This window comes from Pseudomonas brassicacearum, assembly GCF_000585995.1.
GTDB classification, from domain to species: Bacteria; Pseudomonadota; Gammaproteobacteria; order Pseudomonadales; family Pseudomonadaceae; genus Aquipseudomonas; species Aquipseudomonas brassicacearum_A.
Genome location: NZ_CP007410.1, coordinates 4,406,823 through 4,423,315 on the forward strand (window position 1 = coordinate 4,406,823; position 16,493 = coordinate 4,423,315).

General features: G+C 62.4%; 15 protein-coding genes. 11 read left to right on the forward strand and 4 right to left on the reverse strand.

The window, feature by feature from the left end:
• Window positions 1–16: 16 nt before the first annotated feature.
• Window positions 17–1,084, forward strand: coding sequence for a 3-deoxy-7-phosphoheptulonate synthase (locus CD58_RS18680; protein ID WP_025214518.1), 1,068 nt, complete (start codon window positions 17–19; stop codon window positions 1,082–1,084).
• Between the two features lie 120 nt (window positions 1,085–1,204).
• On the opposite strand, the gene CD58_RS18685 is transcribed toward CD58_RS18680, so the two are convergent.
• Window positions 1,205–2,266, reverse strand: coding sequence for a hypothetical protein (locus tag CD58_RS18685; protein ID WP_025214519.1), 1,062 nt, complete (start codon window positions 2,264–2,266; stop codon window positions 1,205–1,207).
• Window positions 2,267–2,590: 324 nt separating this feature from the next.
• Between CD58_RS18685 and CD58_RS18690 the strand changes: the two genes are divergently transcribed.
• The 6 genes from CD58_RS18690 (at window position 2,591) to CD58_RS18715 (ending at window position 9,524) form a co-directional block, all read left to right on the forward strand.
• Complete coding sequence (locus tag CD58_RS18690; RefSeq protein WP_025214520.1) at window positions 2,591–3,469, forward strand: esterase/lipase family protein; 879 nt, start codon at window positions 2,591–2,593, stop codon at window positions 3,467–3,469.
• 45 nt (window positions 3,470–3,514) lie between these two features.
• Window positions 3,515–3,847, forward strand: a complete 333-nt coding sequence (locus tag CD58_RS18695) for a peptidylprolyl isomerase (RefSeq protein WP_080712584.1) — start codon at window positions 3,515–3,517, stop codon at window positions 3,845–3,847.
• Between the two features lie 127 nt (window positions 3,848–3,974).
• Window positions 3,975–5,843 (forward strand): extracellular solute-binding protein, encoded by a 1,869-nt coding sequence (locus CD58_RS18700; RefSeq protein ID WP_025214521.1) that lies wholly within the window; start codon window positions 3,975–3,977, stop codon window positions 5,841–5,843.
• The gene (locus tag CD58_RS18705; protein ID WP_025214522.1) at window positions 5,843–6,901 is read left to right on the forward strand and encodes a microcin C ABC transporter permease YejB; all 1,059 of its coding nucleotides are present in this window, start codon (window positions 5,843–5,845) and stop codon (window positions 6,899–6,901) included. Before CD58_RS18700 ends, CD58_RS18705 begins: the two co-directional genes overlap by 1 nt.
• Window positions 6,901–7,923 (forward strand): ABC transporter permease, encoded by a 1,023-nt coding sequence (locus CD58_RS18710; RefSeq protein WP_025214523.1) that lies wholly within the window; start codon window positions 6,901–6,903, stop codon window positions 7,921–7,923. Before CD58_RS18705 ends, CD58_RS18710 begins: the two co-directional genes overlap by 1 nt.
• A gap of 26 nt (window positions 7,924–7,949) precedes the next feature.
• Window positions 7,950–9,524: an ABC transporter ATP-binding protein gene (locus CD58_RS18715; protein ID WP_025214524.1), complete on the forward strand. Its 1,575-nt coding sequence runs from the start codon at window positions 7,950–7,952 to the stop codon at window positions 9,522–9,524.
• 4 nt (window positions 9,525–9,528) lie between these two features.
• Here CD58_RS18715 and CD58_RS18720 read toward each other — a convergent pair whose 3' ends face one another.
• From CD58_RS18720 to CD58_RS18730, 3 genes are read right to left on the reverse strand one after another with little or no spacing between them, the layout of a single operon-like run.
• On the reverse strand, window positions 9,529–10,392 hold the full coding sequence (locus CD58_RS18720; RefSeq protein ID WP_025214525.1) for a class I SAM-dependent methyltransferase: 864 nt from the start codon (window positions 10,390–10,392) through the stop codon (window positions 9,529–9,531).
• A gap of 26 nt (window positions 10,393–10,418) precedes the next feature.
• Window positions 10,419–10,799 carry an antibiotic biosynthesis monooxygenase family protein gene (locus tag CD58_RS18725; RefSeq protein ID WP_025214526.1) on the reverse strand — a complete coding sequence of 127 codons (381 nt, stop codon included), beginning with the start codon at window positions 10,797–10,799 and terminating at the stop codon, window positions 10,419–10,421.
• Window positions 10,800–10,855: 56 nt separating this feature from the next.
• Window positions 10,856–11,749, reverse strand: coding sequence for an NAD(P)/FAD-dependent oxidoreductase (locus CD58_RS18730; RefSeq protein WP_025214527.1), 894 nt, complete (start codon window positions 11,747–11,749; stop codon window positions 10,856–10,858).
• A 107-nt stretch (window positions 11,750–11,856) separates the two neighbouring features.
• On the opposite strand from CD58_RS18730, the gene CD58_RS18735 reads away from it, so the two are divergent.
• The 4 genes from CD58_RS18735 (at window position 11,857) to CD58_RS18750 (ending at window position 16,408) form a co-directional block, all read left to right on the forward strand.
• A complete protein-coding gene (locus CD58_RS18735) occupies window positions 11,857–12,519 on the forward strand; it encodes a TetR/AcrR family transcriptional regulator (RefSeq protein ID WP_025214528.1) in 663 nt (220 codons plus the stop codon).
• Window positions 12,516–13,922 carry a sigma-54 interaction domain-containing protein gene (locus CD58_RS18740; protein ID WP_038436696.1) on the forward strand — a complete coding sequence of 469 codons (1,407 nt, stop codon included), beginning with the start codon at window positions 12,516–12,518 and terminating at the stop codon, window positions 13,920–13,922. Before CD58_RS18735 ends, CD58_RS18740 begins: the two co-directional genes overlap by 4 nt.
• Window positions 13,923–14,232: 310 nt before the next feature.
• Window positions 14,233–15,624, forward strand: coding sequence for a GntP family permease (locus CD58_RS18745; protein ID WP_025214529.1), 1,392 nt, complete (start codon window positions 14,233–14,235; stop codon window positions 15,622–15,624).
• Between the two features lie 7 nt (window positions 15,625–15,631).
• On the forward strand, window positions 15,632–16,408 hold the full coding sequence (locus tag CD58_RS18750) for a 3-hydroxybutyrate dehydrogenase (protein ID WP_025214530.1): 777 nt from the start codon (window positions 15,632–15,634) through the stop codon (window positions 16,406–16,408).
• The last annotated feature ends 85 nt before the right edge of the window (window positions 16,409–16,493 follow it).

The window sequence follows — 16,493 nt, forward strand, 5'->3', positions numbered from 1 at the left end:
TCCAGGAAGCCAGATCATGAATTCGTCCGTCTCCGCTTTGCCGTTGTCCACGCTCAACCCTGCCAATGAAGCGCTGACCCTGCGTCTGCCCAGCTCTTTGCAGCTCAAGCATCAATTGCCCCTCAGCACCGCGCTGAGCCAGCAAGTCGAGGCCCATCGCCAGGCCGTCCGCGCGATCCTCGACGGAAAAGACGCTCGCCTGTTGGTCATCGTCGGCCCCTGCTCCATCCACGACCCGAAATCCGCCCTCGAATACGCCGCCAACCTGGCGCGTGTTGCCCACGACGTGAGCGACAGCATGCTGCTGGTGATGCGCGCCTACGTGGAAAAGCCCCGCACGACCGTGGGCTGGAAAGGCCTGGCCTACGATCCGGGCCTGGACGGCAGCGATGACATGGCCGCCGGCCTGACGCTGTCCCGGGAGCTGATGCGCGAGGTGCTGCTGCTTGGCCTGCCCGTTGCCACCGAGCTGTTGCAACCCATGGCCGCCAGCTACTTCGATGACCTGCTCAGTTGGGTCGCCATTGGCGCTCGTACTACCGAATCACAGATCCACCGGGAAATGGCCAGCGGCCTGGGCATGCCAGTGGGTTTCAAGAACGGCACGGACGGCGGGGTCGGCATTGCCTGCGATGCCATGCGTTCGGCGGCCCATCCTCATCGGCATTTCGGGGTCGACAGCCAGGGCCATCCGGCGATCATCCAAACGCCAGGCAACCCCGACACCCACCTGGTGCTGCGCGGCGGCCATCGCGGGCCGAACTATGACCGCCAGAGCGTCGCCCAGATCCACAACGACCTGACCCGACTGAAGATACCGGCGCGGATCATGGTCGATTGCAGCCATGCCAACAGTGGCAAAGACCCGTTACGCCAGCCGCAGGTGTTCAATGACGTGCTGGAGCAACGGCTGCAAGGCAACCGCTCCCTCATCGGCATGATGCTGGAAAGTCACCTGTTCGAAGGCTGCCAGCCGCTGGGCCCGTCGATGCGCTACGGCGTCTCGGTCACCGACGGTTGCCTGGGTTGGGAAGCCACCGAGCAGCTGTTGCGCCAGGCCCATGGGAAATTGCTGTCCACTTGAGACTTTCCTGGGTTATGTGGCGAGGGAACTTGCTCCCGCTTGCGTGCGAAGCGCTCACACAAAAGGGCTGCTGCGCAGCCCAGCGGGAGCAAGCTCCCTCGCCACGGGTTCTGCATCTGTTCAACTCTGCACCTTGGAACGCACCTGGACCGTGACCCAGCCGGATTGCTGGCTGACGTCATCCAGGCGCTCGACCTGATAAAACAGGCGCACCGATCGGTCACGCTGGTCCTGCCAATACGCCGCAGGCACGACAAAGTTGAGCGGCTGACCGGCCGTGGCCTCGGTAATTTCCCGCTCTTCGACGTGGGCGTAGTTGCCATTGCACTGGAACCAGACCAGCTCCCCCGCCTCAAGTCCAGCGCCGTCGATGACCACCGTCAGTCCACCCTGAAGCTCATCGACCTCCAACACACCCTCCGCCAACCCCAGGATACGAGGCGCCTTCAACGCAGGACGCAGCAGAGGGCCTATGTGCAACGACAAGGGCTCGGCGCGGCGTACCGAATGCCCGTGCCGGACAACATAAGCCAAGCTCAGTTCGTGGCCGACATGGGGGGCGATATTTGAATGATCGATCCAGAACGATACCTCGCGGCCGATTGCGTGGGCCTCGATCTCCAGCACATCGCGCCAGAGCGCCTTGGCCTCCCGGCTGGCAATCAGGATCAGGCGGTCCCCTACGGCCATTCTGGGATAGGGCCGGACGGTCAAACGCGTGCCTTCTGGCACCCGAGCCGGATCAAGGCTGCCGCCCACCGCATCGTCGGCAACGCCGGCCAGCAGTTGCAAGGGTGCGTCGCCGATCTGCAGTTGAAGGAGCTCCGAGTCCAGCGTGGCCGGCAATTGCTTGCCAGTCACTTGGTAGGAAATCGCCAGCGAGCCGCCATCCAGCTCGGCGATATGCCGCTCTCGTACGACGAAAACGAGGTCTCGCCCAACCTGGCGCTCCGTCACGAACCGGCTTTCTTCATGCCAGTAGGGCTGGCCGTCTGAATTGAGCCCTAGCCAACACAGCAACACCTCATCCCCACACGCCATCAGCGGATAAGGCTTCACGGTGATGACCGCTTTCCTCCAGGCGGGATTGATCACCCCGCCCTTGGCGGCAGGCAGAGAAGGCGCCGACAGCTTCGCTGGCGATCTGAGCAGGGTTCGTTGGGCGGATCGATAAGTGGTCATGCATAAGCTCCAGTCCTTGGATGAAGGCACCGTCCACATGACGGCGCCCGACAAAGCCATTAAAACCCCACCGCCCCCACCCCGCAGTCAGACAAGGCAGCGGCATCAGTGGTCCCTGGCGCTTGAAGCTGTAGCTGCAAACCACAGGCGCTATCGGAAGTATCCAGACACCTTTCGCTCCGTCGGCTTCCCTTCCAATTCTTCCTACTTCTTTTATTCCAGTTTCAGTGAGTCACTGCGGTTTCTTCCTACACCGCCGAGCAAAAGCCTGCATTAGAGTGACGTCGCAATCTCAACGTGAACCTCTTCGAAAAAGGTACGAACATGCAACGGAATGCAACCACTCAATTTCCCATCCTGCTGGTCCATGGGTTGTTCGGGTTTGACAGGATCGGCGGCTTCGAACTTTTCCAGGGCATCAAACAAGCACTACGCCTGGCCGGTGCCCGGGTGTTCATCCCGTATTTGTCGGCCACCCATTCCAATGAGGCCCGGGGCGAACAGCTGCTGGCGCAGATGGATCGGATCCTGGACAGTACCGGCGCGGCCAAAGTCAACCTGATCGGCCATAGCCAAGGTGCGCTGGCCGCCCGCTATGCCGCCGCACTGGCACCCGACAGGGTTGCCTCGGTGACGTCGGTCAGCGGTCCCAACCATGGTTCCGAACTGGCTGATTTCCTGCTCAAGGCCCTCACCCCCGGACGGCTGCCGGGACATGTAGCGAGTAAAATCGCCACGCTTTTCGCCGATTTCATCTCCTTGCTCAATGGCCAGACGCAGCTCCCGCCAGCCGCCATCGCAGCATTAAAAGCCCTGACCACCGAAGGTGTGGGCGCCTTCAACGACAAATATCCCCAAGGCCTGCCAAGGAACTGGGGGGAACACGGTCCGGACAAGGTCAACGGCGTGCGCTACTACTCATGGAGCGGCACGTTGCCAGACGCGCCGGAGGAAAGACTCGATGCAACGAATCCCTCGCATGCGTTCTGCCGTGCCTTTTCCGAATACTTCATTACCGAAGCCGGGCAGAACGACGGCCTGGTCGGGCGCTTCAGCTCGCACCTGGGCAAGGTCATTCGCTCCGACTATCCCATGGACCACATGGACACCCTCCACCCAGGAGCCGAAAAATTGCGCAAGGATATCGACCCGACGGAGCTTTATCTGCGCCACGCCGAGCGCTTGCGCAAAGCCGGCCTTTGATCGCCAGGTTCAAGGTTTTGACGCAATTTTGACAACAATCCGTCAATGAATCCGGTAGGCTCAACACCTTCAAAAAATATCGAAAGGAATGACCCCATGGCCAAAGCCACTGCCCGCCACATCCTGGTTGCCACCGAAGACAAGTGCAACGAACTCAAAGCCCAGATCGAAGGCGGCGCCGATTTCGCCGAAGTCGCCAAGGCCAACTCCTCGTGCCCATCCAGCCGTCAAGGCGGTGACCTGGGTTCGTTCGGTCCGGGCCAGATGGTCAAGGAATTCGACACCGTGGTCTTCAGCGCCCCGATCAATGTGGTCCAGGGCCCGGTCAAGACCCAGTTCGGTTATCACCTGCTGGAAGTGACCAGCCGCCAGGACTGATCCCGTTTTATCGACATGACGGCCCGCCCTTCGGTGGGCCGTTGTGTTTGGGTCACACAGGGCTGGCGATCCATGCGCCGCTCGCGTACAAATCGTGCTCATCGATCACCCGGCTTTAAGGCTGACAATGCGACTGGCGTTCCCTTCACTGCTCTTCACTGCCGTGGCCCTGCTGACAGGCGCCGTTGGCGTGAATGCCGCACCGCAACATGCCCTGACCGTCTATGGCGAACCGGCCAAGTACCCCCAGGGCTTCAGCCATTTCGCCTACACCAATCCCCTGGCGCCCAAAGGCGGGACCATGCGCCGCTCGGCCATCGAGATCGGCCATTTCGACCATGTGCTGCCCTACATCGACAAAGGCATCGGCGTCAGCCAGATCGATGGGCTGTTGTATTCGCCACTGGCCCAGCGTTCGCTGGATGAACCCTATACCGTCTACGGCCTGGTGGCTGAGAAGATGGAGCGCGCCGACGACGGCCTGTCCCTGCGTTTCTACCTGAACCCCAAGGCCCGCTTCGCCGATGGCAAGCCCATCACCGCCCAGGACGTGCGCTACAGCTTCGAGTTGCTGATGACCCAGGGCAGCTTACGCTATCGCACCCAGCTCGCGGCCGTCAAAGGGGTCGAGGTGGAATCCGAGCGCACCGTTCGGTTCGACTTCAAGAACAACGAAAGCCGCACCCTGCCCCTCGACATCGCCACCCTGCCGGTCTTCCCCGAACATTGGTGGAAGACCCGCGACTTTGCCAGCGGAGGCGGCTACGAGGCGCCACTGGGCAGCGGTCCATACCGGGTCGGCAAGGTCGATTCCGGGCGCAGCATTACCTTCGAGCGCAATGCCGACTGGTGGGGCAAGGACCTGCCGGTCAGCCGCGGGCTCTACAATTTCGACCATTTCAGCATCGAGTACTTTGGCGACACCGACGTGGCCCGCCAAGTGCTGCGCGGCGGCGCCTATGATTACAACCGCGAATTCTCCGCCACCGGCTTTTCCATCGGCTATGACAGCCCGGCCCTGCGCGACGGTCGCTTGCAAAAGGCCCACCTGGCCACCGAGGCGCCCCAGACCGCCCAGGGTTTCGTGTTCAACCTGCAAAAGCCGCAGTTCCAGGATCGCCGTGTACGCCAGGCCCTGGCCATGCTCTGGGATTTCGAATGGAGCAACCGCCAGATGATGCGCAACCTCTATGTACGTCAGCAGAGTTATTTCTCCAACACTGACCTCGCGGCCCGACAACTGCCCGATGCCGGCGAGCTGGCGATCCTCGAACCGTTGCGCGGACAAATACCCGACGAAGTCTTCACCGAGGTCTTCCAGGCCCCTAGGACCGACGGCAGCGGCGTGATCCGCGACAAACAATTGCAAGCCCTGGCCTTGCTGGAAGAAGCCGGCTGGAAACCCGACGGCGACCGCCTGGTGAATGCCGAGGGCGAGCCGCTGAGTTTCACCTTCCTGAACACCCAGAACGGTTTGGATCGCCTGCTGCTGCCCTACAAGCGCACCCTGGCGCAGATTGGCATCGACATGAGCATCCGGCGCATCGACGCGTCCCAATACGTCAATCGCCTGATGAGCCGTGACTACGACATGATCATCACCGGCTACCCCGTCAGCACCTCACCGGGCATGGAACTCTACAACTACTTTGGCTCAGCGGCGGCCAACGACCCGGGGGCCAACAATTACATGGCCCTGAAGAACCCGGCGGTGGATGCCCTGATCGACGGTCTGGTCAAGGCCACGACCAAGGCCGACATGCTCCGCCACGCCCGCGCCCTGGACCGGGTGCTGCAATGGAACTACTACTGGATCCCCAACTATTACCCGCCGGGCAGCTCGACCGTATGGTGGAACCGCTTCGGCATTCCGAAGGTGCAAGCCAGTAACGACGAAGCCATCGAAAGCTGGTGGGAGATCAGCACCACGCCGCTGACCAACGAGCAGATGACCGCTGAGCGCCTCAAGCGCGGCACACCCGGAGGGCCGCGTTGATGTGGGCTTATATCGCGCGGCGCCTGCTGCTGATCATTCCGACCCTGGTGATCATTCTGCTGGTGAACTTCGTCATCGTGCAGGCCGCGCCAGGCGGGCCGGTGGAACAGGCCATCGCTCACCTGCAGGGCATCGGCGGCGCCAGCGTCGGCAGTTCGAGCAACACCATGACCAGCAGTTCCCGCGCCAGTCGCGGCCTCGATCCACAGCTGATCAAGGACATCGAAAAACAATACGGTTTCGACAAACCGGCCCATGAGCGCTTGTGGCTGATGCTCAGCAGCTACGCCCGCCTGGACTTCGGTAAAAGCTTCTTCCGCGGCGCCACGGTCACCGACCTGATCCTGGAGAAAATGCCGGTGACCATTTCCCTCGGGCTCTGGGCAACACTGATCACCTACTTGGTGTCGATTCCCTTGGGGATCCGCAAGGCCGTGCGTCACGGTTCCGCGTTCGATGTGTGGAGCAGCACGGCCATCATCATTGGCTATGCCATGCCGGCGTTCCTCTTCGCGATGTTCCTGATCGTGATGTTCGCCGGCGGCACGTCGTTGAACTGGTTTCCGGTGCGCGGGCTGGTGTCGGATAACTTCGAGTCCCTGTCGACGCTGGGCAAGGTGGCCGATTATTTCTGGCATTTGGTGCTACCGGTGACGTCACTGGTGATCGGCGGCTTCGCCACCCTGACGATCCTGACCAAGAACTCGTTCCTCAACGAAATCACCCGCCAATACGTGGTCACGGCACGGGCCAAGGGCATGAGCGAACAACGAGTGCTGTATGGCCACGTGTTCCGCAACGCAATGCTGCTGGTGGTGTCCGGCCTTCCCCAGGCGTTCATCAGCGTGTTCTTCGCCGGCTCGCTGCTGATCGAGGTGATCTTTTCCCTCGATGGCCTGGGACGCATGAGCTACGAGGCCGCCGTGTCCCGGGACTATCCGGTGGTGTTTGGTTCGCTGTTCATCTTCACGCTGTTCGGCCTGCTCATCAAACTCCTCGGCGACCTCTGCTACACCCTGGTGGACCCGCGCATCGACTTCGCCGCGAGGAACGCCTGATGTTCAAGTTTTCACCCTTGGGCCGCCGGCGCTTCGAGCGTTTCAAGAAAAACCGTCGGGGCTGGTGGTCGCTGTGGCTGTTCATCGGCCTGTTCATCCTGACCCTGGGCGGCGAACTGATCGCCAATGACAAGCCGCTGGTGGTGAGCTACCAGGGCTCGCTGTATTTCCCGGTGTTCAAGCGCCACACCGAACAGGAGTTTGGCGGGCAATTGCCGTTCCAGGCCGACTACCGCAGCAGCTACGTGCAGAACCTGATTCACAAGGACGGCGGCTGGCTATTGTTCCCACCGATCCCGTTCAGCGACGACACGCCCAACTATGACCTCAACCAGCCCGCCCCGAGCCCGCCCTCATCGGTGAACTGGCTGGGCACCGATGACCAGTCCCGGGACGTGCTGGCCCGGGTGATCTTCGGGGCCAGGGTGTCGATCCTGTTCGCCCTGGTGCTAACCGCCATCAGCGCGCTGATCGGCATTGCCGCGGGTGCGTTGCAAGGTTATTACGGCGGCTGGGTAGATTTGCTGGGGCAGCGTTTGCTGGAAGTCTGGTCCGGGCTGCCGGTGCTCTACCTGCTGATCATTCTGTCCGGCTTCGTGGAGCCGAATTTCTGGTGGCTGCTGGGGATCATGGCGCTGTTTTCCTGGCTGGCCCTGGTAGACGTGGTACGGGCCGAGTTCCTGCGCGGGCGCAACCTCGAATATGTGAAAGCCGCCAGGGCCCTTGGGCTCAGCGACCGCAAGGTGATCGTCCGGCACATCCTGCCCAATGCGATGAACGCCACCCTGAGCTACCTGCCTTTCATTCTCACCGGGGCGATCTCGACACTCACGGCCCTGGACTTCCTCGGCTTCGGCATGCCGGCCGGCAGCGCGTCGCTGGGCGAGTTGATCGGCCAGGGCAAACAGAACCTGCAAGCGCCATGGCTGGGACTGACGGCGTTCTTTACCCTGGCGCTGATTCTTTCCCTGTTGGTATTTATCGGCGAGGCGTTGCGAGACGCGTTCGATCCACGCTCTTGAAAACAGCCATGAAGCGGGACCTTGAGATGAGCGACAACCTGATCGAAATCCGCGACCTGAACGTGGCCTTCAACGACCAAACCGTGGTGCGCAACCTGTGCCTGGACATCCGCCCCGGCGAGTGCCTGGCGCTGGTGGGCGAGTCGGGCTCGGGCAAGTCGGTGACCGCACACTCGATCCTGCAATTGCTGCCCGAGAATGAAGCCCACACCAGCGGCAGCATTCGTTATCGCGGCCAGGAACTGGTGGGGGCCGACACCCAGGCCCTGCGGGAGCTGCGCGGCAATCGGATCGCGATGATCTTCCAGGAGCCAATGACGTCGCTGAACCCACTGCACAGCGTCGAAAAGCAGATCGGTGAAACGCTGATGCTGCACAAGGGCCTGGGGGGTAAAGCGGCGCGCCAACGCATTCTGGAACTGCTGGCCCTGGTTGGCATTCAGAACCCTGTCGAGCGACTCAAGGCCTACCCCCATCAACTGTCCGGCGGTCAGCGACAGCGGGTCATCATCGCCATGGCGCTGGCCTGCGAGCCGGAACTGTTGATTGCCGACGAACCAACCACCGCATTGGACGTGACCGTGCAGCGCAAGATTCTGCTGCTGCTCAAGTCGCTGCAGCAACGGCTTGGCATGTCCATGTTATTGATCAGCCACGACCTGAACCTGGTGCGCAGCATCGCCCAGCGGGTGTGCGTGATGAAAGACGGCGAAATCGTCGAACAGGCGCCTTGCGAAACCCTCTTCAGCGCGCCGAAACACCCCTACAGCTGCGAGCTGCTGCACGCCGAACCGGAAGGCGAGGCCCTGCCCCGGGACGACCGCGAGGACGTGTTGCAGGTACAAGACCTGCACGTGAGCTTTCCCCTGGGGGGCGGGCTGTTCCGGCGCAAGGAATACCTGCACGCTGTGGACGGTATCAGCCTGAACATCCAACGCGGCAAGACCCTGGGCATCGTCGGCGAATCCGGCTCCGGCAAGTCCACCCTCGGCCAGGCGATCCTGCGGCTGATCGAGTCCGAAGGCAGCATTCGCTTCCAGGGCCAGGCCCTCGATCATCTGTCGCAGAAAGCGCTGCGGCCGTGGCGCAAGCAGATGCAGGTGGTGTTCCAGGACCCCTTCGGCAGCCTCAGCCCGCGCATGTCGGTGCAGCAGATCATCAGCGAGGGCCTGGAGGTCCACCAGCCTTCCAGCCCCGAACAGTGTGAAGCCCGAGTGATCCAGGCCCTCAAGGAGGTCGGCCTCGACCCTTCGACCCGTCATCGCTACCCCCACGAGTTCTCCGGCGGCCAGCGCCAGCGCATCGCCATTGCCCGGGCTCTGGTGCTCAAGCCAGCGTTGATTTTGCTGGACGAACCCACCTCGGCACTGGACCGCACCGTGCAGAAACAAGTCGTCGCCCTGCTCCGTCAGCTCCAGCAGAAGTACGACTTGACCTACCTGTTCATCAGCCACGACCTGGCAGTGATTCGCGCCCTGGCCCACGACATGATCGTGATCAAGGACGGTAAAGTGGTCGAGCAAGGCGCCAGCCATGACGTGTTCGACTCACCCCAGCATCCCTACACCCAGGAGCTGTTGGCGGCGGCGCATCCCGGGTAATCCGTCAGCTTGTCGGATTGCGTGCCATGACGATCCACGCCGCGCCGTCCATCATCACCGACCGCTCGCCAGGGAGGCCCGCGAAGGCAGCACGAACCGCGGCCCAGGCGCGGGCGCGGATGTCGTCGGGCTGATGAGCGAGCAGCAGCGACAATGGGCCGCCCTCGAACGCCATCTTCACCGCGTCGTCGATCGCCGCGTCCCGCGTCCCGCCCTCGCCGAACGGGATGGCAGCATCGAAGGGCGCGATAGCGATATCGGTGAAGCCGGCCGTCGTCAGGATGCGTGTCAGCCGCCCCCGGTCACCGAACGAGAACGGACCGGGCGCTTCGGGACCGGGCGGCGCGGGTAGCGGGACGATGTCCTTGATCGCGCCCATCGGCAGGCGCACCCAATCGTTCTCGGCCACGCCGCGCCAGCAGACGAAAGCGACCCGCCCGCCCGGCCGCAGCGCACGCCGCATATGGGCAAACGCCCCAGTCGGATCGTCGAAGAACATCACCCCGAAACGCGAGAACAGGATGTCGAACGCGCCCTCAGGCAGCTCGGCGCTGCTGGCGTCGGCTACCCGGAACTGGGCCGGCGTATCCTGTGGCGCCAGCGCACGCGCTCGGCCGATCAGCGGTTCGGATATGTCCACGCCCAGCACATGGCCGCCCGCGCCGACGCGGCCCGCCAGTTCCAGACTCGACGCGCCCGCGCCGCAACCGACGTCTAGCACGCGTTCCCCCGTAGCGGGGGCGGCGGCTTCGATCGCAGCCTGGCCGAACACCGCAAACATGGCGTCGAGCCGGGCCTGGTTGGCGGCCCAGTACTCACCGCTTTGGCCATTCCAGTCGGCGACTTGATAGGCATTTTGCTCTGTCATGACATCTCCTCGTCTTGATTCGTTCTTCAGGCCACGCAAAAGCCGGGGACGGCGACCTTCTGGAACAGGTGCGGGCTGGCTACAACGGATGACGGATATGCTGGAAGTTTCGCGAGGAACGCGGGATCAGTGAAGGCGGCGCGGACCGCCTCGGTAGATTCCCACACCACATAGTTCAGGTAAGTCGGGCTATCGCCGATCGCTCGATGTAATTGCATGGAAATGAAGCCCGGTTGCTTCGTTATGATCTCGGCAGCTGCCTTGAAAGCGTCCAGAAAGCCCGCTTCATCGGCGGGATCGACGACCATGAAGAGGTTGATAAGCACGAGAGGCGCGGCCGCGATACCGAGTTGGCGGTCAAACGGAAATTTCTCGTCTAGAGGTTTGAATGGTTTTATGGCGGGCATGGTGGCGCTCCTGTCTATTGTGCAATTGAAACTGGGGTGATCGATGCTGCTTGCCCTCAAACCAGCATCGACTGCTGGGCGGAGATGCCCGCCGTCGCGCCTTGCCATGATGCCGTGGTGACCGAGGGCATTCCGAGGCTGGCGAGGTCGCCGGCGGCGTAGATGCCGGGCACGCTGGTTTCGCGGCGCTCGTCGACCTTGAGGACGATGCCCTGGGGCGTATCGACCGTGGCGAGGCCCAGCGATTCATGCAGGCGTGCGGACGGCTTGTTGCGCGGATGCGCGAAAAGGATGTCGACCGCAACAGAGGGACCGACGTCGAGCCTGACGGTGGCGTTATGGCTCTCGTCATGGTCGATTTCGGTGATCCGGCCATCGACGACAGGGATGCCGCGGCGCGCCAGATCGGTCTGGATGTCGGGTGGAATGTCGTGACCGTTGGCGAATACCGTCAATGTGTCGGTCCAGTCGTGGTACAGCCTGACGTAGTTGTGCGACGGCGGGCCGGACCAGACGAGGCCCCAATGCCGGCCGGCAACTTCAAAGCCGTCGCAATAGGGACAAGGCACGATGGAGGTTCCCCAGCCTTCGGCAAAACCGGGAAGTTCAGGCATCTGGTCGGCGACGCCATAGCTCAGGATCAGGCGGCGCGCCCTGAGGCTTTCGCCCTCGCCCGTGAGAACGGAGAAATCGTCGATGGCGCCGGAGACGCTCTCGGCCCGGGCAGTGACCAGCTGGATTGTGGGATAGCGCGCCAGCTGCTGCCGCGCCTCGGCCAGAATCTCCAGCGGTGGCTTGTGGTCGTGGCCGAGCAGGCCATGAGAGTGGTCGGCGAAGCGATTGCGCGGCAGGCCGGTATCGAGAACGGTGACCTTGCGGCGGGCACGGCCGAGCTGCAGGGCGGCGGCAAGCCCGGCAAAGCTGCCGCCGATGATGATGACGTCATTCATGATGATAGGCTCCGCGTATGGATGAAGGAAGATTGGCTTGCAGCTTTAAGATACTTTGAAGTACCGTAATTCAAGAATTAGAATACTGTCAAGTACTGGAATTTTTTATGACCGAAAACAACCAGACCCGGCGCGGCCGTCCCGCCAACGAGGCGCTTGGCCAAACGATAGTCGACGCCGCGGGCGAACTTTTTGCGGAATTGGGTTTTCAAGCGACGACAATGGACAAGGTCGCCCAGCGGGCGAAGATCTCCAAACTCAGCATCTATCGGCACTTCGAGAACAAGGAGGCGCTGTTCAGCGCGGCCATCGCAGCCCACTGCCAGCAGTTTGCGCCACAGACCCTTATTGAAGGCGTCGGCGGTTCGGCGGCAGATCAACTCATGGCGGTGGGAACATCCCTGCTTCGCACGTTGTTGAGCCCGGATGTGCGCAGTGTCGAAGCCATGATCGTGGCCGCCAATACCAATCAAAAGTCGCTAAGCAAGCTCCATTACGAAGCCGGCCCCGCCTATGTCATCGCTCAGATCGAGGCCCTGTTGCGTCAGTTGCACGCGAAGGCGGTGCTGAACGTGCCCGATCCCCTGGGGTCCGCCCGCTTGTTTGCCGCGCTTTTCAAAGGATCCGATCTGCTGATGATCGCGCGCTTCGATGAGGCGAGAGCAGAGGACGACAACGAAATCGAATCCTATTGCCGGTCGGCCGTCGCCATGTTCATCGCCGCGCACGGTGGCGACGACAAACCCCTCCTCTCTGGAAATGCCCGATGAACCCCACCGAAAGCCTCAAGGATTACAAGCGCGTACGCACGCTGGCGATCCGTTCGTTGTTCGAGATCATCGAGCAGTCCAGCGAAGGCACGGTGATTGTCGACCGCGATGCGAATATCGTCTGGATGAACGAACGCTATGCCCGGCGCTTCGGCCTGAACTCGGCGCAGGAAGCCATCGGTCGCGCATGCGAGAGCGTGATCCCCGGCAGCCTGTTGCGGGAAGTGGTGCGTACCGGGCGGCCGATCCTGCTGGACATGCAGGACACACCCAAGGAACCGCTGGTGGTGATGCGCCTGCCGATCCATGACAGCGCGGGGGCGGTGATCGGTGCCATCGGTTTTGCCTTGTTCGATGAGTTGCGCAGCCTGTCGCCGATGCTCAAGCGCTACCTGAGCATGCAGGAAGAACTGGCCTCCACTCGCTCGTTGTTGCGGGCACGACAAACCAAGTACAACTTCGCTCATTTCATTGGCACCAGCAACGCCGGACTGGAGGTCAAGCGGCGTGCCCGGCGCAGCGCCAGCGCCGATTCGCCAGTGTTGCTGCTCGGCGAAACCGGCACCGGCAAGGAGCTGCTGGCCCAGGCCATCCACAGCGCTTCGCCCCGGGCGCACAAGGCGTTCGTCAGCATCAACAGCGCGGCGATTCCTGAATCGCTGCTGGAAGCCGAGTTCTTCGGTACCGCTCCAGGGGCCTTCACCGGTGCCGATCGCAAGGGCCGCGCCGGTAAACTGCAGATTGCCCAGGGCGGCACACTGTTCCTCGATGAGATCGGCGACATGCCGTTGCCGCTGCAAAGCAAACTGCTGCGGGTGCTCCAGGAAAAGGAATACGAACCAGTGGGTTCCAACGAGGTGCTGCAAAGCGATGTGCGAGTGATCGCCGCCACGTCCATGGATTTGGAAGCGGCCATCAAGCGCGGGGAGTTTCGCGCCGACTTGTATTACCGCCTCAACGTGCTGCCGATCCAGGTCCCACCGCTGCGCGAACGCCTGGATGACCTGCCCGCCCTGAGCGAGGCGATCCTCGAAGAACTGCGCAGCCAGCATGAACTGAACCGCGATGCACTGGACCTGCTGAGCCAACACGCCTGGCCGGGCAACATCCGCGAACTGCGCAACGTATTGGAACGGGCCGCGTTGCTCAGTGATGACCTGGTGCTCACGGCGGCGGACATCCGTGCGGCCATCGGCACGTTCACACCGGTCACCCGCACGGCGAGCCCGAGCCTTGAGCCGCTGCCCCATGAAACCTTTAGCCAGGCCCGGGCGCGATTCGACCGGCACCTGATCGAAACCACCCTCGCGCAATGCGGGGGCAAGGTAGTCGAAGCGGCTGAGCGGTTGGGGCTGGGCCGGTCGACGCTGTACAAGAAAATGGTGGCGTTGGGGATTGCATAGTCTCAATAAAGAGACTTTATTCTCAAAACATAGACTACCGGTTTTGGAGCGCTTTGCGCTCTATCGCGAGCAAGCTCGCTCCCACAGTGGACGGCGTCATCCCAATAAACACGGTCAACCTGTGGGAGCGAGCTTGCTCGCGATGAGACCAGCACAGCCCACAAAATCTCAAAACAGAGACAAAACTCCAAACCTGCTCGGCGAAATTTCATAATTTCCTTATATTTCATAAAGTTACCAACCTGGCACAGAACTCGCTAAAGCCTCTCCCACAGCTTCATCACAACAATAACAATCCAGGAGACACACCATGAGTGTGATCATTGCCTTGGCAGCCCTCGCGCTGCTGATGGTCGCCGCCTACCGTGGCTACAGCGTTATCCTCTTTGCCCCCATCGCCGCCCTCGGCGCCGTCCTGCTCACCGACCCTTCCGCCGTCGCCCCTGCGTTCACCGGGGTGTTCATGGAGAAAATGGTCGGCTTCATCAAACTGTATTTCCCGGTGTTCCTGCTCGGCGCGGTGTTCGGCAAGCTGATCGAGTTGTCGGGCTTCTCCCGCTCCATCGTTGCCGCGGCGATTCGCTTGCTGGGGACGCGCCAGGCTATGTTGGTGATCGTGCTGGTTTGCGCCCTACTGACCTATGGCGGCGTGTCGCTGTTTGTGGTGGTGTTCGCGGTCTACCCGTTTGCCGCCGAGATGTTCCGCCAGAGCAATATTCCCAAGCGCTTGATCCCGGCCACCATCGCCCTGGGTGCGTTCTCGTTCACCATGGACGCCCTGCCCGGTACGCCGCAAATCCAGAACATCATCCCCAGTACCTTCTTCAACACCACGGCCTGGGCCGCGCCGTGGCTGGGCGTGATCGGTACGATCTTTGTGTTCAGCCTCGGCATGCTGTTTTTGCAGCGCCAGCGCAACAAGGCCCAGCGCGTGGGTGAAGGCTACGGCACCGAACTGCGCAACGAGCCGGAAACCGCCGAAGACATCAAGCTGCCCAACCCCTGGATCGCTGTTTCGCCGCTGCTGGCGGTGGGGATCATGAACCTGCTGTTCACCCAGTGGATCCCCCAGTGGTATGGCAAGACCCATAGCCTGGCACTGCCGGGCATGGCGACACCGGTGACCAGTGACATCGCCAAGCTCACCGCGATCTGGGCCGTGCAGGCGGCGTTGCTGGTGGGCATCATCATGGTCCTGCTGTTCGGCTTCCGGGCCATTCGCAGCAAATTGGCCGAAGGCAGCAAGAGCGCGGTGGGTGGTGCATTGCTGGCAGCGATGAACACCGCTTCGGAATACGGCTTCGGCGCGGTAATCGCCTCGCTGCCGGGCTTCCTGGTACTGGCCGACTGGCTCAAGAACATTCCCAACCCTCTGGTCAACGAAGCCGTGACCGTCACGCTGCTGGCGGGCATCACCGGCTCCGCGTCGGGCGGCATGAGCATCGCCCTGGCGGCGATGTCCGAAAGCTTCATCAGCGCCGCCCACGCCGCGAACATTCCCCTGGAAGTGCTGCACCGCGTCGCCGCCATGGCCAGCGGCGGCATGGACACCCTGCCCCACAACGGCGCGGTGATCACCTTGCTGGCCGTCACCGGGCTGACCCACCGGGAAGCCTACAAAGACATTTTCTGCATTACGCTGATCAAGACCCTCGCGGTGTTCTTCGTGATCGGTGTGTTCTACGCCACTGGCATTGTGTGAGGTTCCTATGACAACTCCTCTTTCGGGCAAGACCGCCCTGGTCACCGGCTCTACCAGCGGCATCGGCCTGGGCATCGCCTTGAGCCTGGCCAAGGCCGGTGCCGACCTGATCCTCAACGGCTTCGGCGATGCCTCGACGGTGATCGCCGAGGTGAAACAGTTCGGCGGCAAGGTCGGCCATCATCCCGCCGATGTCAGCGACCCGGCGCAGATCGCCGACATGCTCGCCTACGCCGAGCGCGAGTTCGGCGGCGTGGACATCCTGGTGAACAACGCCGGGATCCAGCACGTGGCCGCCGTGGAAGATTTCCCGGTGGAGCGCTGGGACTCGATCATCGCCATCAACCTGTCCTCGGTGTTCCACGCCACCCGCCTGAGCCTGCCGGGCATGCGCGCCAAGGGCTGGGGTCGGGTCATCAACGTCGCCTCGGTGCATGGCCAGGTCGGCTCGGTGGGCAAGGCCGCGTATGTCGCGGCCAAGCATGGAGTGATCGGCCTGACCAAAGTGGTCGGCCTGGAAACCGCCACCAGCAATGTGACGTGCAATGCCATTTGCCCCGGCTGGGTGCTGACGCCACTGGTGCAAAAGCAGATCGACGACCGCATTGCCACAGGTGTCGATCCGCAGCAGGCGCAGCATGATCTGCTGGCCGAGAAACAGCCATCCCTGGAGTTCGTCACCCCGCCGCAACTGGGGGAGTTGGTGCTGTTCCTGTGCAGCGAAGCCGGCAGCCAGGTGCGGGGCGCGGCTTGGAATATTGATGGTGGGTGGTTGGCTCAGTAACACCGCCCTACTCTGGCGGACGCGCCTTGTGTGGCGAGGGAGCTTGCTCCCGCTCGGCTGCGCAGCGGCCGCCTATTGGGACTGC